The sequence below is a fragment of the Micromonospora sp. NPDC047812 genome (genome assembly GCF_040704175.1).
Lineage (GTDB): Bacteria > Actinomycetota > Actinomycetes > Mycobacteriales > Micromonosporaceae > Micromonospora.
In genome coordinates this window covers 1,144,428-1,159,856 of sequence record NZ_JBEYRY010000001.1, presented here as the reverse complement: position 1 = coordinate 1,159,856, position 15,429 = coordinate 1,144,428, and the positions used below count along the sequence as shown (strand labels likewise).

At 71.9% G+C, this 15,429-nt stretch carries 13 protein-coding genes; 3 read left to right on the top strand and 10 right to left on the bottom strand.

Features of this window, described 5'->3' with window-relative positions; all coding sequences use genetic code 11:
- Positions 1–21: 21 nt before the first annotated feature.
- The 5 genes from AB0883_RS05285 to AB0883_RS05265 form a co-directional block, all read right to left on the bottom strand.
- Positions 22–1,050 carry a dipeptide ABC transporter ATP-binding protein gene (locus AB0883_RS05285; RefSeq protein WP_366639602.1) on the bottom strand — a complete coding sequence of 343 codons (1,029 nt, stop codon included), beginning with the start codon at positions 1,048–1,050 and terminating at the stop codon, positions 22–24.
- The gene (locus tag AB0883_RS05280) at positions 1,034–2,071 is read right to left on the bottom strand and encodes an ABC transporter ATP-binding protein (protein ID WP_366639600.1); all 1,038 of its coding nucleotides are present in this window, start codon (positions 2,069–2,071) and stop codon (positions 1,034–1,036) included. The genes AB0883_RS05285 and AB0883_RS05280 overlap by 17 nt, the downstream gene beginning before the upstream one ends.
- A 33-nt stretch (positions 2,072–2,104) precedes the next feature.
- Positions 2,105–3,061, bottom strand: coding sequence for an ABC transporter permease (locus AB0883_RS05275; RefSeq protein WP_121399787.1), 957 nt, complete (start codon positions 3,059–3,061; stop codon positions 2,105–2,107).
- A gap of 182 nt (positions 3,062–3,243) precedes the next feature.
- Entirely contained in the window at positions 3,244–4,182 is a 939-nt protein-coding gene (locus AB0883_RS05270) for an ABC transporter permease (protein WP_366639598.1), read from the bottom strand.
- Between the two features lie 87 nt (positions 4,183–4,269).
- Complete coding sequence (locus tag AB0883_RS05265) at positions 4,270–5,874, bottom strand: ABC transporter substrate-binding protein (protein ID WP_366639596.1); 1,605 nt, start codon at positions 5,872–5,874, stop codon at positions 4,270–4,272.
- A gap of 431 nt (positions 5,875–6,305) precedes the next feature.
- On the opposite strand from AB0883_RS05265, the gene AB0883_RS05260 reads away from it, so the two are divergent.
- Positions 6,306–7,166 (top strand): bifunctional methylenetetrahydrofolate dehydrogenase/methenyltetrahydrofolate cyclohydrolase, encoded by an 861-nt coding sequence (locus AB0883_RS05260; protein ID WP_366639595.1) that lies wholly within the window; start codon positions 6,306–6,308, stop codon positions 7,164–7,166.
- Between the two features lie 140 nt (positions 7,167–7,306).
- Positions 7,307–8,257 carry a malate dehydrogenase gene (gene mdh, locus AB0883_RS05255; RefSeq protein ID WP_088998471.1) on the top strand — a complete coding sequence of 317 codons (951 nt, stop codon included), beginning with the start codon at positions 7,307–7,309 and terminating at the stop codon, positions 8,255–8,257.
- A 58-nt stretch (positions 8,258–8,315) separates the two neighbouring features.
- Here mdh and AB0883_RS05250 read toward each other — a convergent pair whose 3' ends face one another.
- Positions 8,316–9,122: an MBL fold metallo-hydrolase gene (locus tag AB0883_RS05250; protein WP_366639593.1), complete on the bottom strand. Its 807-nt coding sequence runs from the start codon at positions 9,120–9,122 to the stop codon at positions 8,316–8,318.
- Between the two features lie 140 nt (positions 9,123–9,262).
- On the opposite strand from AB0883_RS05250, the gene AB0883_RS05245 reads away from it, so the two are divergent.
- Entirely contained in the window at positions 9,263–10,480 is a 1,218-nt protein-coding gene (locus AB0883_RS05245; protein WP_366639592.1) for an NADP-dependent isocitrate dehydrogenase, read from the top strand.
- 701 nt (positions 10,481–11,181) lie between these two features.
- Here AB0883_RS05245 and galT read toward each other — a convergent pair.
- The 4 genes from galT to AB0883_RS05225 form a co-directional block, all read right to left on the bottom strand.
- Positions 11,182–12,258 (bottom strand): galactose-1-phosphate uridylyltransferase, encoded by a 1,077-nt coding sequence (gene galT / locus AB0883_RS05240; protein WP_366639590.1) that lies wholly within the window; start codon positions 12,256–12,258, stop codon positions 11,182–11,184.
- Complete coding sequence (locus AB0883_RS05235) at positions 12,255–13,079, bottom strand: DeoR/GlpR family DNA-binding transcription regulator (protein WP_151456051.1); 825 nt, start codon at positions 13,077–13,079, stop codon at positions 12,255–12,257. The genes galT and AB0883_RS05235 overlap by 4 nt, the downstream gene beginning before the upstream one ends.
- Positions 13,080–13,184: 105 nt before the next feature.
- Entirely contained in the window at positions 13,185–14,714 is a 1,530-nt protein-coding gene (gene cysC / locus AB0883_RS05230; protein ID WP_366639588.1) for an adenylyl-sulfate kinase, read from the bottom strand.
- Between the two features lie 109 nt (positions 14,715–14,823).
- Positions 14,824–15,378, bottom strand: a complete 555-nt coding sequence (locus tag AB0883_RS05225; protein ID WP_366639586.1) for a DM13 domain-containing protein — start codon at positions 15,376–15,378, stop codon at positions 14,824–14,826.
- Between the last annotated feature and the right edge of the window lie 51 nt (positions 15,379–15,429).

Below are 15,429 nucleotides of genomic sequence, written 5' to 3'. Positions count from 1 at the left end.
TGGTGGGAGGGGAGGGTGGGGTCAGGGGGTGGGGCGGAGTTCGGCGAAGTGGCAGGCCGAGGGGTGCGGGTCCGCCGCGCGGAGGACCGCGTGGGGCTCCTGGGTGGCGCAGACCTCCTGGGCCTTCCAGCAGCGGGTGCGGAAGTGGCAGCCGCTCGGCGGGTCGGCCGGGCTCGGCACGTCGCCGGTGAGCCGGATCATGGTGCGCCGGTCGCGGGCCTCCGGGTCCGGCACCGGCACGGCCGAGAGCAGCGCCTGGGTGTACGGATGGGTGGCGCGCTCGTAGATCTCGTCCTCGGTACCGATCTCCACGATCTTGCCGAGGTACATGACCGCGACCCGGTCGGAGATGTGCCGGACCACCGACAGGTCGTGCGCGATGAAGATGTACGACAGGCCGAACTCGTCCTGGAGCTGCTCCAGCAGGTTGATCACCTGGGCCTGGATCGACACGTCCAGGGCGCTGACCGGCTCGTCGCAGACGATGATCTCGGGCCGGAGGGCGAGCGCGCGGGCGATGCCGATGCGCTGGCGCTGGCCGCCGGAGAACTGGTGCGGGTACCGGTTGATGTGCTCCGGGTTCAGGCCGACCACGTCGAGCAGTTCCCGTACCCGGGCCCGCCGGCTGCCCTTCGGCGCGGCGTCCGGGTGGATCTCGAACGGCTCGCCGATGATGTCGCCCACCGTCATCCGCGGGTTCAGCGAGGTGTACGGGTCCTGCATCACCATCTGCATGTTGCGCCGCAGCCGGCGCAGCTCGGCACCGGAGGCGGAGAAGAGGTCCCTGCCCTCCAGGGTGGCCCGGCCCGCGGTCGGCGTCTCCAGCCGCATCAGCAGCCGGGCCAGCGTCGACTTGCCGCAGCCCGACTCGCCGACCACCCCGAGGGTCTCGCCGCGGCGCAGCTCGAAGCTGACCCCGTCGACGGCCTTGACGGCGCCGACCTGCCTCTGGAGGAGCACGCCCCGGCGGATCGGGAAGTGCTTGACCACGTTGTCGACGGCGAGGATCGTCTCGCCGCGCACCTTGGTCGGGCTAGCGGGCGCTGTCATCACGGACCTCCTGGGCGAAGTGGCACGCGCTGGTCCGGCCGTCGCCCAGGACCAGGTCGTGCGGCACCACGTCGACGCAGACCTGCTGCACGTACGGGCACCGGGGGTGGAAGGGGCAGCCGGACGGGATTCGCATCAGGTTGGGCGGCAGCCCCCTGATCGTGGAGAGCTCCTGGCCCCGTACGTCCAGCCGCGGGATCGACTCCAGCAACCCCTTCGTGTACGGGTGGGCCGGCGTCCGGTACAGCGAGCGGACGTCGGCGTGTTCGACGATCCGGCCGGCGTACATGACGGCGATCCGGTCTGCGACGTCGGCGACCACGCCGAGGTCGTGCGTGATCAGGATCATCGCCATGTCGAGGTCGCGGCGCAGGTCGGCCAGCAGGTCCATGATCTGGGCCTGCACGGTGACGTCCAGGGCCGTGGTCGGCTCGTCGGCGATCAGCACCTTCGGGTTCATGGCCAGCGCCATCGCGATCATGACGCGCTGCCGCATGCCGCCGGAGAACTGGTGCGGGTAGTCGCCGATGCGGCCGGCGGCGCCGGGGATCCGCACCAGGTCCATCAGCTCCACGACCCGGGCGCGGGCGTCCGCCTTCGACATGCCCTCGCGCTGGCGCAGCGTCTCGCCGATCTGCCAGCCGACCGGAAAGACGGGATTCAGCGCGGAGAGGGCGTCCTGGAAGATCATCGCGATCTCCTTGCCGCGCACCTGCCGGCGCTGCTCCTCCGGCAGCTTCAGCAGGTCCCGCCCCTGGTAGCGGACCTCGCCGGAGCGGATCACGGCCGGGGGAGTGTCGAGGATGCCCATGATCGCCTGGGCGGTGACCGACTTGCCGGAACCGGATTCGCCGAGCACGGCGAGCGTCTCGCCGGGATCCAGGTGGTACGAGACCCCGTTGATCACCCTGGCCACGCCCTCACCGGTGCGGAACTCGACGTGCAGGTCCCGTACGTCCAGCAGGTGCCCGCCCTCGGGCGTCGGGGAGGCCGGCGTGGGTCGGACGGCGGACTGGCTCACGGTCCTGCCTTTCGCTCGTGACGGGTGGGTGGGTCAGCGCAGCTTCGGATCGAAGGCGTCGCGGATGGCGTCGCCGAGCATGATGAACGCCAGCACGGTCAGCGCCAGGAAGACCGAGGGGACCAGCAGCGGGGTGGCCGACTCCCGCATGTGCACGCGGCCGGCGTCGATGTCGATGCCCCAGGAGATGGTCGGCGCCTTCAGCCCGATGCCGAGGAAGCTCAGCGTCGCCTCGGCGGCGATGAACGAGCCGAGGGCGATGGTCAGCACCACGATCGCCGGGGCGAGCGCGTTGGGCAGGATGTGCCGCAGCATGATCCGGCCGTCGCCGGCGCCCAGCATCCGGGCCGCCGCGACGTAGTCCTGCTCCTTGGCGGTGATCACCGAGGAGCGGACGACGCGGGCGGCGGTGGTCCAGCCGAGGATCGCCAGCACGAAGATGACCGCGCCGATCCGGACCGCCGAGCTGTCGCTGTTGACCCGCTTGAGCAGCACGATCGCGGCGAGCAGGAGCGGGATGCCGAGGACGATGTCGATCACCCGGGAGAGCACCGCGTCGACCCAGCGGCCGAAGTAGCCGGCCAGCATCCCCACGGCGAGCGCGATCAGGCCGGTGAGCAGCGCGGAGAGCGCGCCGACCAGCAGCGACGCGCGGGCGCCGTACACCGCCCGGGCGTACGTGTCGCAGCCCTGGAAGTCGTACCCGAAGATCGCCCCGCCGGACGGGCCGGCGTGCTGGCGGGCCAGCACGCAGTCGCGCGGGTCGTTCGCGGTGAACAGCCCCGGCACGGCGGCCATGGCGGCGACCAGCACCACCAGGGCGAGGCTGACCCAGAAGATCGGCTTGCGGCGCAGGTCGCGCCAGGCATCGCCGGCCAGGCTGCGGGGCTTCTGCGGTACGCCGACCTGGTTCGGGGCGCCGGGCTCACCCGACGGCCCCCGCCGCGCGGCCTGGTTCTCGCTCGCGGCGACGGTCTCAAAGTCACTCATGCCCGCACCTCGCTGCGCTCGGCGCCGGCACCGGACACCGCGCTGCCGATTCGTTCGCTGCGCGCTGTCGGCGCTCCCCGTCGCTGCGCTCCGGGGAGCGCCGAGCCGCGAAACACTGCGCTGCCGATTCGTTCGCTGCGCGCTGTCGGCGAAACACCGCGCTGCCGATTCGTTCGCTGCGCTCACTCATAGCGGATCCTCGGGTCGAGTACGGCGTACAGGACGTCCACCACCAGGTTGGAGACGAGGTAGACCACGACGAGCACGCTGACGATGCCCACCACCAGCGGGCCGTCCTCGGTGCGGATGCCGCGGAAGAGGTTGAAGCCGACGCCGGGGATGTTGAACACGCCCTCGGTGATGATCGCGCCGCTCATCAGGTTGCCCAACTCGACGCCCAGGAAGGTGACCACCGGGATGAGCGAGTTGCGCAGCACGTGGACGCTGACGATCCGCCGCTTCACCAGTCCCTTCGACCGGGCGGTGCGGACGTAGTCGGCGCGCAGGTTCTCGGCCACGGACGTCCGGGTCAGCCGCAGGGCGGTGGCCAGCGAGAGCGAGCCGAGCACGATGCCGGGCAGCAGCAGCGCGTACAGGTCCGGGTCGGCGCCGGCGGTGGCCGGGAAGAGCTGCCACTTGACGCCGAGGAGGTACTGCGCCAGCGGCGCGAGCACGATCGTCGGGATGCCGAGCACCAACAGGGTCAGCAGCAGGGTCGAGTTGTCGAAGATGCTGGCCCGCCGGATTCCGGCGAGCACGCCCGCGGTGACGCCGAAGAGAATGGTGACCGCCATGGCGATCAGCGCCAGCTTGACCGTGACCGGCCAGGCGGCGGCCAGGATGTCGCCGATCGAGCGTCCGGTGAGGGACTGCCCGAGGTCACCCTGGAGCAGGTTCCTGAGGTAGTCGAAGTACCGGTAGAAGAAGCCGCCGACCCCGGTCCGGTCGAGGTGGAACTTCTCCGTCAGGTATGCCCGCTGCGCGGCCGTGACGGGGCGTTCGCCGGCGAGCGCCTGGATGGGGTCGCCCTGGCCGGCGAACATCAGCGCGTAGACGATCAGCGTGGTCCCGAAGAACGCGAGGACCATCTGGAGCAGACGCCGCAGAACGAAGCGGAACATACCTGGCAGTCTCTCTGAAAAAGGGCGAAGAGGATGGCGGGTCGGGCCACCGTCCGCCGATGGCCCGACCCGTCATGACGCGTGGTGTTACTTGACGGCCTCGATCTTCAACAGGTCGATCCGGTCGAAGAGATCCATCTCCACGTTCGTCACCTTGGTGGAGTGGCCGAAGTTGTTCTGGCCGTACCGCAGCGGAATCACCGGCAGGTCCTCCGCGAGCAGGTCCTCGGCCGCCTGGTACTTCTTGATCGCCTCTTCCTCGTTCGCGGCGCTGGTGCCCTCGGCGACCAGCTTGTCGAACTCGGGGTTGCTGTAGCCGTAGTAGTTCGACGAGCCGTTGCTGCTGTAAAGCGGGCCCAGGTAGTTCTCCATGGACGGGTAGTCCATGACCCAGCCCATCCGGAACAGGCCGACCGGCTGCTTGGCCTTCACCTTGGTCAGCAGGTCCGCGAACTTCGGCTCGGCGGTGCCCACGCAGTCCACGCCCAGGTTGGTCTTGAGCTGGTTGCAGGTCGCGTCGATCCAGTCCTTGTGGCCGCCGTCGCCGTTGTAGGACAGCTCGATCCTCGCCGGGCCGCCCGCGGCCTGGTACAGGCTCTTGGCCTTGGCCGGGTCGAACTCGCCGGCCTCGCCGATGGTGTTGTCGCGGTAGCCCGCGACGACCGGCGAGACGAACGAGCGGGCCGGCTGCTGCGAGTCCTTGAAGATCGACTTGGTGATCTCGTCCCGGTCGATCGCCATCGAGATGGCCTTGCGCACGTCCGGGTTGCTGAACTCCTTCTGGAACGTCGGGAAGGCCAGCACCTGGAGCGCGGAGGCGGAGCTCTGCTTGAACCGGTCACCGAGGTCGGTGGCGGCCGTCGAGAGGTTCTCGGTCGGGACGGTCTTGATGACGTCCAGGTTGTCCGAGAGCACGTCCGCGTACGCGGCGGTCGGCTGCTGGTAGATCCGGAACTCGACGCCGGCCACCTTCGGCTTCTCGCCGGGGAAGGCGTCGTACTTCTCGACCTCGACCTTGGCGTCGTGCTGCCAGGTGCCCTTCATCTTGAACGGGCCCTGACCGACCGGCGCCTGCTCGTACCCCTCGGCCAGCACGCCGGGCGCGGAGAACGCGGCCTTCGGCATCGGGTAGAAGGCGGTGTAGCCGAGCATGGTCTTGAACTCGCTGTACGGCTGGGACAGCGTGACGGTGAAGGTCAGGTCGTCGACCTTCTTCAGCCCGCTGAGCGTCTTGGCCTTCGGGGTCTCGCCCTGCACGTCCTCGTAGCCGGCGATCTTCTCGAAGAAGTAGCTGGAGTTCTGGCCGTTCGGGGCGTAGGCGCCGTAGTTCCAGGCGTCGACGTAGTTGTCGGCCGTGACCTTCTCGCCGTTGTGGAAGGTGTAGCCGTCCTTCAGCTTGACCGTCCAGGTCGTGTTGTCCTCGGACGTCACCGACTCGGCCGCCACCTCGTAGGGCTTGTTGGCCTCGTCGTAGTCGACCAGCGGGCTGAACAGGGCGGCGAGCACCTGCGAGCCGCTCGTCTCGTTGGTGTTGGTCGGCACCAGGTGCTGCGGCTCGGCGATCTCGATCCGCACGGCCGCGTCGGGGTTGCTCTCGCCGGATCCACCGTCGCCGCCCGAGCCGCAGGCCACCAGGCCCAGGGTCACCGCGAGCGGGAGGGCGGTCCAGGCAGCGAGCCTACGAACACGCATGTAGCCTCCTCATCTCCTCACGCTGCGCAGTCAGGCCCGGCGCTGGGTTTACGCTGCGCAACGTTGGGCAACGGTAGGTCGTCGGCCGGCGATCGACAACGGGCGGGTTGCGAACCGATAACGGAGTCACCGTCGGGGCCTTGTCCTGCCGGACCGGGTCTGCTAATGCCGCGCAGCCGCGAATGCGGCGTGGAGCTGCGGTAAGTTGCGACGCGGCCGACGCCCGTCGCGACCGCTCCGCCCCGCTGCGCCGTCCCGCCCCGACGGTGCCATTTCGCCCTCCGAATCGCCCCGACGTCCGGATCCGGGCGAGCCCCCGACGGTCGATGCGTCACTCAGAGTGATTAAGGGCACGTCACTCTTAGTGGTCACATTGCGGGCTTGGCGCAGGTCGTCGGATCGCCGGCCGTCGACCGTGAGACGATCTGGGCGTGACGGCGACGCTTCTGGACGGCAAGGCGACCGCGGCCGAGATCAAGGACGAGCTGCGGACACGGGTCAAGGCACTGGCGGAACGCGGCATCACCCCCGGGCTCGGCACCGTCCTGGTGGGTGCGGACCCCGGCTCCCAGGCGTACGTCAACGGCAAGCACCGCGACTGCGCCGAGGTGGGGATCGCCTCGATCCGTCGGGAACTGCCGGCCGACGCGACCCAGGAACAGGTCGACGGCGTGCTCGCCGAGCTGAACGCCGACCCGGCGTGCCACGGCTACATCGTCCAGCTGCCGTTGCCGGGCCACCTCGACACCCAGCGGGTGCTGGAGCTGATCGACCCCGACAAGGACGCCGACGGCCTGCACCCGGTCAACCTCGGCCGGCTCGTCCTGGGTTACGACGCCCCGCTGCCCTGCACCCCGCGCGGCATCGTCGAGCTGCTCCGCCGGCACGACGTGCCGCTGCGCGGCGCCAAGGTCGCCGTGGTCGGTCGCGGCAACACCGTCGGCCGTCCGCTCGGTCTGCTGCTCACCCGGCGCAGCGAGAACGCCACCGTGACCCTGTGCCACACCGGCACCCTCGACCTGGCCTCGCACACCCGGGCCGCCGACATCGTCATCGTGGCCGCCGGCGTGCCGGGCCTGCTCACCGCCGACATGCTCACGCCGGGCGCGGTCGTGGTCGACGTCGGCATCACCCGGGTCATCGGCCCGGACGGCAAGGGCCGCTACACCGGCGACGTCGCCGCCGACGCGGCGGAGGTGGCCGGCAAGCTGGTGCCGATGCCGGGCGGCGTCGGCCCGATGACCCGCGCGATGCTGCTGACCAACGTCGTGGAGCGGGCCGAGCGCGACTGAGCGCCCGCCGGGCCCCACCCGGAGCCGGACGGCGGTGACGTTCGCCCCATCCCGGCGATGGCCGCCGCCCCTGGCCTGTTCGGTGCCAGGATGACTGATACGGTCCGGAAAACCGACTGGTAGCAGGGAGTGGGACGACCATGGGTAAGAAGGTCACTGTCGTCGGGGCCGGCTTCTACGGCTCCACCACCGCACAGCGCCTGGCCGAGTACGACGTCTTCGACACCGTCGTGATCACCGACATCGTGGAGGGCAAGCCCGCGGGTCTCGCCCTGGACCTCAACCAGTCGCGCGCCATCGAGGGCTTCGAGACCAAGGTGGTCGGCGCGACCACCGGCCCGAACGGCGAGGGCTACGAGGCCATCGAGGGCTCGGACGTCGTGGTGATCACCGCCGGCCTGCCGCGCAAGCCGGGCATGAGCCGGATGGACCTGCTGGAGACGAACGCCAAGATCGTCCGCCAGGTCTCCGAGAACGTCGCCAAGTACGCCCCGAACGCCGTCGTCATCGTCGTGTCCAACCCGCTCGACGAGATGACCGCGCTGGCCCAGCTCGCCACCCAGTTCCCGAAGAACCGGGTGCTCGGCCAGGCCGGCATGCTGGACACCGCCCGGTTCACCAACTTCGTGGCCGAGGCGCTGGGCGTACCGGTGAAGTCGGTGAAGACGCTGACCCTCGGCTCGCACGGCGACACGATGGTGCCGGTGCCGTCGCAGAGCACCGTCGACGGCAAGCCGCTGCGTGAGGCCATGCCGGCGGAGCAGATCGAGGAGCTGGTCGTCAAGACCCGCAACGGCGGCGCCGAGGTGGTCGCGCTGCTCAAGACCGGTTCGGCGTACTACGCGCCGTCGGCCGCCGCCGCCCGGATGGCCAAGGCCGTCGCGGAGGACTCCGGCGAGGTCATGCCGGTCTGCGCCTGGGTCGACGGCGAGTACGGCATCTCCGGCGTCTACCTGGGTGTCGAGGCCGCGATCGGCGCCGAGGGCGTCAAGCGGGTCGTCGAGACCGACCTGGACGCCGACGAGCTGGCCAGCCTGAAGGAGGCCGCCGAGGCCGTCCGCGCCAAGCAGGGCGACGTCGCCAGCATGTGATCCACCCGTCGAGGGGGGCACGCCGGTCGCCGGCGGGCCCCCCTCGCGTCGTGTCCGGCTACAGCGCCACGAACGCCTCGCCCAGGTGCGGGGTGGCGAGCACCGTGGAACCGCGCGCGGCCAGGTCGCGCAGCAGCCCCACCCGCGAGGCACGCGCCGCGGCGGCGTCCTCCTCGTGGGCGTACGCCAGCTCGGGGTCGACCAGTTGCACGGCGTGCACCAGCAGGTCGCCGGTGAGCAGCAGCCGCTCGTCGTCGACCTCCAGCAGCACCGACTGGTGCCCGGGCGTGTGCCCCGGCGTCGGCAGCAGCTGTACGGTCGGATCGAGCCTCTCCGCGCCGTCGACCACCCGGAGCTGGCCGGCGGCGCGCAACGGCGCGACCAGGCCCGCCGACAGCCCCGGGTTGAGGTGCCCCACGGCGGCCAGCTCGGCCCGCTGGAGCACGTAGTCGGCGTCGGGGAAGTACGGCGTGCCCGGCGAGCCGGTGACCGCCCAGCCGACGTGGTCGCTGTGCAGGTGGGTGAGCACCACCGTGCGCACGTCGGCCGGGTCGATGCCGGCGGCGGCGAGTTCGGCCGGCAGCCGGCCGGGCACCGGCGCCCAGCTCGCGGCGGGGGAGCCGGCCGGGCCGATCCCGGCGTCGACCAGGGTCACCGGCCCGTCCCCGGCGCGGATGGCGAAACTGCGGAACGGCAGCCACCACCGCCCGTCGGCGGTCACCGTGCCCGGGTCCCGCCGGTCGGCCGCGCGCCAGTGCTCCGGCCCGGCGTCGGGGAACGCCTCGGCGCGGGGCTGGAAGAACGGCCCCTCGCCGTCGGTGAGCGCGGTGACCGTGATAGACCCGAGGATGCGGCTCGACGGCATCCGGCGATCATGCCAGCGGCCCCGTAGGCCGTGCACGTCGTTTCGTTTCCGGCCCGACCGAGGCCGGCTGGGGACTGCCGATCGGTTTCCAGTACGCTCGTACTGCTTGAGCACGAGTCCCCCGAGAGGAGCGCCGGCCGATGGCGAAGATCAAGGTAAACAACCCGGTCGTTGAGCTCGACGGCGACGAGATGACCCGGATCATCTGGAAGCAGATCCGGGAGCAGCTGATCCTGCCCTACCTCGACGTCGACCTGCACTACTACGACCTGTCGATCCAGCACCGCGACGAGACCGACGACCAGGTCACCGTCGATGCCGCCAACGCCATCAAGGAGCACGGCGTCGGCGTCAAGTGCGCGACCATCACCCCGGACGAGGCCCGGGTGGAGGAGTTCGGCCTGAAGAAGATGTGGCGGTCGCCGAACGGCACGATCCGCAACATCCTCGGCGGCGTCGTCTTCCGCGAGCCGATCATCATGTCCAACGTGCCGCGGCTGGTCCCCGGCTGGACCAAGCCGATCATCATCGGCCGGCACGCCCACGGTGACCAGTACAAGGCCACCGACTTCGTCGTCCCGGGCCCGGGCAAGGTGACCGTCACCTACACCCCGGCCGACGGTGGCGCCCCGATGGAGATGGAGGTCGCCAACTTCTCCGGCGGCGGCATCGCCATGGGCATGTACAACTTCGACGAGTCGATCCGGGACTTCGCCCGCGCCTCGTTCCGGTACGGCCTGGACCGCAACTACCCGGTCTACCTGTCCACCAAGAACACCATCCTCAAGGCGTACGACGGCCGGTTCAAGGACATCTTCGCCGAGGTGTTCGAGAACGAGTTCAAGGCCGAGTTCGACGCCGCCGGCATCACCTACGAGCACCGGCTCATCGACGACATGGTCGCCGCCGCGCTCAAGTGGGAGGGCGGCTACGTCTGGGCCTGCAAGAACTACGACGGCGACGTGCAGTCCGACACCGTCGCGCAGGGCTTCGGCTCGCTGGGCCTGATGACCTCGGTGCTGCTCTCCCCGGACGGCCGTACGGTCGAGGCCGAGGCCGCCCACGGCACGGTCACCCGGCACTACCGCCAGTGGCAGAAGGGCGAGAAGACCTCGACCAACCCGATCGCGTCGATCTACGCCTGGACCCGGGGCCTGGCCCACCGGGGCAAGCTGGACGGCACCCCGGCGGTCACCGAGTTCGCCGACACGCTGGAGCAGGTCATCGTCGACACCGTCGAGGGCGGTCAGATGACCAAGGACCTCGCGCTGCTCATCTCGCGGGACGCCCCGTGGCTGACCACCGACGAGTTCATGACCGCGCTCGACGAGAACCTGGCGCGCAGGCTCTCCGCCTGATCCTCGTCCGCGCTTTCCGGTGGCACCTCGACGGTGCTGCCGTCGCATCACCAGGAGCCCGCCGGCACCCGCCGGCGGGCTCCCGCCGTCCCACTCGCTCCCGCCGTCCCACTCGCTCCCGCCGTCCCACTCGCTCCCGCCGTCCCACTCGCTCCCGCCGTCCCACTCGCTCCTGCCGTCCTGCCGTCCTGCCGTCCCGCCGTCCTGCCGTCCCGTCGAGTGGCGGGAGCGTGGGGCCGCTCGCCGAGTGCCTGAGATCTTGGTAGGAGACGGCCCCTCAAGGGGCCGTCTCCTACCAAGATCTGCTCGCCCACCCGGAGTCGGCGACGCCCCTGGCGTACGTGCCCGGCGGCGTGTCGGCGGGGGACACGCCGGTTGCGTCACCTACCTCGGCGCGCCTCGTTGACCTGGGTGGACGAGATGCCAGTCGCGTCCAGGAAGGTTGACCGCGGTCGCCTCGCGGCAAGCGTGCCGATCAGCCAGCCTTCCCGGCTGTCGCGCGCAGCCAGCCGTCCCTTCCCTGCGGGGGGCCCTGTCCCGGGCCCCCCGCGCCCTGTCTCCGCCGGCGCCCCGCCACTGCGCGCCCCGTCATCGGCGTCCCGCCACTGCGTGTCCCGCCACTGCGCGCCCCGGCTGGTAGTGCCGGTCGAACCGGCGGGGTCCTCGGTCGCCGCTAGCCTCCGTTGGGGCGGTGCCGTGGCTCAGGCGGCGCGGAGGAGCTCGGCGGCGCGCTCGGGGGCGATGTCGTTGATGAAGACGCCCATCGCGGACTCCGAGCCCGCCAGGTACTTCAGCTTGTCCTTCGCGCGCCGGATGCTGAACAGCTGCAGGTGCAGGTGGCCCAGCTCGCGGTCGACGCGTACCGGCGCCTGGTGCCAGGCGGCGATGTAGGGCATCGGCACGTCGAACAGCCCGTCGAAGCGGCGCAGCAGGTCCAGATAGAGCGGCCCGAAGGCGTCCCGCTCGGCGTCGTCGAGCGCGGGGATGTCCGGCACCGGCCGGTGCGGGGCCACGTGCACCTCGAACGGCCAGCGGGCCGCCGCCGGGACGTACGCCGTCCAGTGTTCGTTGGCGGCGACCACCCGGTCGCCGGTGGCCCGCTCGGCGGCGAGCACGTCGGCGTAGAGGTTGCGCCCGCCGGTGCCCTCCGCGTGCCGGCGGGCGGCGGCCAGCAGCGCCCGGGTCCGCGGGGTCACGAAGGGGTACGCGTAGATCTGACCGTGCGGGTGGTGCAGGGTCACACCGATCTCCACGCCCCGGTTCTCGAAGCAGAACACCTGCTCCACCCCGGGCAGCTCCGCGAGCGCCGACGTGCGGTCGGCGAGCGCGTCGAGGACGGTGCGTACCCGGCGCGGCGGGAGGGATCCGAAGGACGCGTCGTGGTCGTCGGTGAAGCAGACCACCTCGCAGCGGCCCACGCCGGGGCGGACCGGGGTGAACGGGGTGATCTCGGCGGGCTCCTCGGCCACCCGGCCGCTGAGCGAGGGGAACCGGTTCTCGAAGACGGCGACGTCGTAGTCGGGCGCCGGGATCTCGCTCTGCCGGCCGTCGGTGCTGGGGCAGAGCGGGCACTGGTCGGCCGGCGGGAGGAAGGTGCGCGTCTGCCGGTGCACGGCGACGGCCACCCACTCGTCGGTCAGCGGGTCCAGGCGCAGCTGCGACGCGGGCGGTGGCGGGGGCAGCTCGCGTCGGTCCGGCTGGTCCCGGACGGCGTCGTCCCGTTCGTCGAAGTAGATCAGCTCCCGGCCGTCGGCCAGCGCGATCGCGGTGCGCTTCACCTCGCCATCCCCTCATCTGTCGTCGTGGCCGTCCGTCCCGCGCCCGTGGCGGGGGGCACGACCACCAGTTCGCCCACCCGGTCGTCGAGCGCCCGCCGCGCGTCGGGGGACAGCCGGTCGTCGGTGACCAGCACGTGGGCGGCGGAAAGCTCAACGATCGAGGAGATGCCGACGGTGCCCCACTTGGTGTGGTCGGCGAGCACGACCAGCCGGTCGGCGGCGGCCACCAGGGCGCGGTCGGTCTCCGCCTCCATCAGGTTCGGGGTGGTGAACCCCGCCCGCTCGGTGATCCCGTGCACGCCGAGGAAGAGCAGGTCCAGGTGCAGCGACCGGATGGCGGCGACGGCCAGCGGCCCGACCAGCGCGTCCGACGGCGTACGCACCCCGCCGGTGAGCACCACGGTCTGGTCGGACCGGCCGCCGGCGTGCAGGATCTCGGCCACCGGCAGCGAGTTGGTGACCACGGTCAGGCCCGGCACGTCGACCAGGCGACGGGCCAGCTCGGCGGTGGTGGTGCCGGCGGAGAGGGCGACCGCCGCCCCGGGCCGGACCAGCTCGGCGGCGCGGCCGGCGATGGCCGCCTTCTCCGCCAGTTGCCGCACCGACTTGGCCCGGAAGCCCGGTTCGTCGGTCGAGCCGGGGCCGGCCACCGTGGCGCCGCCGTGCACCTTGGCCAGCAGGCCGCGTTCGTGCAGCGCCTCCAGGTCGCGGCGGATGGTCATGTCCGAGACGCCGTACTCGGCGGCCAGCTCGGTGACCCGCACGCCCCCGGTGGCGCGGACCCGGTCCAGGATGGCCGCCTGCCGTTGCTGAGCGAGCATCCGCCTTACCTCCGCGCCAGCCGCGTACCGTCACGCGGTCGAACGTGTTCGAACAAAGATGAACACTAGCGCGAAGGAGGGGACCACCGGTAGGCGGAGGGCCGATCAGATCGACTGGAGCCGGGGCTCCACCCAGCCCGTCTCGTTCAGGTGGTGCAGGACGGCCTCGACCGCCTCGTCGATCGTCAGTTCGCTGGTGTCGACCACCAGGTCGGCGTCGGTCGGCACCTCGTAGGGGTCGTCGATGCCGGTCATCCCGGTGAGCAGGCCGGCCCGGGCCCGGGCGTAGAGGCCCTTGCGGTCGCGCTGCTCGCAGACCTCCAGCGGCGTCGCCACGTGCACCAGCACGAAGCCCGCGCCGGCGGCCAGCGCCATCTCCCGGGCGGTCGCCCGGGCCTGGGCGTACGGGGCGATCGGGCAGCAGATGCCGACGCCGTGGTGCCGGGCGATCTCCGCCGCCACCCAGCCGATCCGCCGCACGTTGAGGTCCCGGTCGGCCTTGCTGAAGCCCAGCCCGGCGGAGAGTTCGCGGCGCACCACGTCGCCGTCGAGCAGGGTGATGCTCCGGTCGCCCTGCTCGCGCAGCACGTCGGCCAGGCCCCGGGCGATCGTCGACTTGCCGGAGCCCGAGAGCCCGGTCAGGAAGACCACCAGGCCCCGGTACCGCCGCGGCGGCCGGGCCCGGACCAGCTCCTTCGCCACCGCCGGCGGGGTGTGCCACTCGGGCAGCGGGAAGCCCCGGTCCAGCAGGTCGTCGATCTCCGGCTGGGTCAGTGCCAGGCGCCGGTTGCGTGGCGGGATGTCCTCCCGCCAGCGCCACTGCCCGTCGCGGTTGTCGTAGGCCAGCTCGCGCGGCACCAGCACCCGCAGGCCGGCGCCGGAGAGCATCTCGCCGGTGGAGAGCAGGTGCGTGACGCCGTACGCCGCCGACACCCGGGCCCGCAGCAGCGCGTCGCTGATCTCGTCGCGCCGGCGGGACAGCGGCACGGCGACCAGCGTGGCCGGCGGCATCCGGTCGCGGGCGGCGAAGACGCTGCGCACGAGCGCCTCCGGCGGCAGCCCGCCGAGGCCGTCCTCGCCGACCGGGATCATCACCAGCAGGTGGGCGCCGAGCGTGCGGACCGCGTGGGCGATCTGGGCGAGCTGCGGCCGGTGCAGCGGGCGGTCGGCGATCACCCCGAGCACCCGACCGGACGGCAGCAGCGGGCGTACCTCCTCCGGGGTGCGGCGCAGCCGCTGGAACGGGCCGTGGCCGCCGTCGCCGAGCCGGCGGACCGTGCCCCCGACGCCCGCCACCCCGTCGCGGACCTGCCACGCGTCGGCGACCTCCAGCGCCGCGACCGGCGCGCCCTCCCCGTCGGTGAGCACCAGGGTGCGGCGCGCCTCGTCGCGCGGGTCGAGACCCTGGGCGAGCGCCGTCGGCACCTGGAGGGTCACCGGCACCGGCCACGGTGAGCCGTCGGCGAGCCGGCCCCGCCGACTCACCGAGACCAGGTCGGCGCGGGTCATGAAGCCGGCCAGCGGGGCGTACGCCCCGATCAGCAGCAGCTCCAGGTCAGCCAGCTCGCCGGGGCGCGGCGTGTACGCCGGCGCGTCCCGGAGCACCTCGTCGGGCAGCACCCAGCTGTTGCTCATCCATCCCCCAAACGACACTGACCGGCACACAGTTTCTCAGCCGGCCGGCGATCGGTCGAGAGCGCCACTCCACCGGCGGCTCAGCCGGCGGGCGACGGCGGCCGGCGGGTCAGCGGGGCGGGGCCAGCGGCGCGGCCCCGAAGGAGACGGCGAACCGCTTGCACCAGATGGAGACGCTGGTCAGGCCGGTCAGGTCGACGCCGGCCGGAATGTCGTAGCCCTGGTCGCCCCGGTTGCCCTTGAGCCGGCCCAGCTCGACCCACCGGCCGTCGTCGAAGACCCGCCAGCCGGCGGCGCCGTCGCGCACCGGCTGGTCGGTGAGCCAGACCCGCAGGTCCGGGCCGTTGGAGGTAGCCAGACCGACCAGTTCGAGCCGGTGCCGCCCGTCGGGGGCGCGGACGATCCGCGCACTGCCCGACGTGTCGTGCTCGTGGGTCACGAAGTCGCCCTGCCCGACGAGGACCGGCCCGGCGGGGGCGGGCGCCGCGCCCGTGGTGGAACCCGTCGGCACCGGCGTGGCCGCCACGCTGGAGAGCGCCTCGTCGACCTCGGCGTCGGTGACCAGCTTCCAGGGCTGGAACCAGTAGAGGCCGAACGCCGACCCGGCGGCGAGGACGGCGACCACCACCCACGTCAGCGGCGCGCGGAACAGTCGGCTACGCATGGGCACAGTGTCTCCGCCCGAGCCGCGCCTGTCTGCCCCGTGCGGCGTGGG

Coding starts and splice junctions, on each gene's coding strand:
- AB0883_RS05225 (WP_366639586.1), bottom strand. CDS start 15,378: ATGCGTAGCCGACTGTTCCGCGCGCCGCTGACGTGGGTGGTGGTCGCC.
- AB0883_RS05250 (WP_366639593.1), bottom strand. CDS start 9,122: ATGCCGTCGAGCCGCATCCTCGGGTCTATCACGGTCACCGCGCTCACC.
- AB0883_RS05265 (WP_366639596.1), bottom strand. CDS start 5,874: ATGCGTGTTCGTAGGCTCGCTGCCTGGACCGCCCTCCCGCTCGCGGTG.
- AB0883_RS05245 (WP_366639592.1), top strand. CDS start 9,263: ATGGCGAAGATCAAGGTAAACAACCCGGTCGTTGAGCTCGACGGCGAC.
- AB0883_RS05270 (WP_366639598.1), bottom strand. CDS start 4,182: ATGTTCCGCTTCGTTCTGCGGCGTCTGCTCCAGATGGTCCTCGCGTTC.
- AB0883_RS05275 (WP_121399787.1), bottom strand. CDS start 3,061: ATGAGTGACTTTGAGACCGTCGCCGCGAGCGAGAACCAGGCCGCGCGG.
- AB0883_RS05235 (WP_151456051.1), bottom strand. CDS start 13,079: ATGCTCGCTCAGCAACGGCAGGCGGCCATCCTGGACCGGGTCCGCGCC.
- cysC (WP_366639588.1), bottom strand. CDS start 14,714: ATGAGCAACAGCTGGGTGCTGCCCGACGAGGTGCTCCGGGACGCGCCG.
- AB0883_RS05285 (WP_366639602.1), bottom strand. CDS start 1,050: ATGACAGCGCCCGCTAGCCCGACCAAGGTGCGCGGCGAGACGATCCTC.
- mdh (WP_088998471.1), top strand. CDS start 7,307: ATGGGTAAGAAGGTCACTGTCGTCGGGGCCGGCTTCTACGGCTCCACC.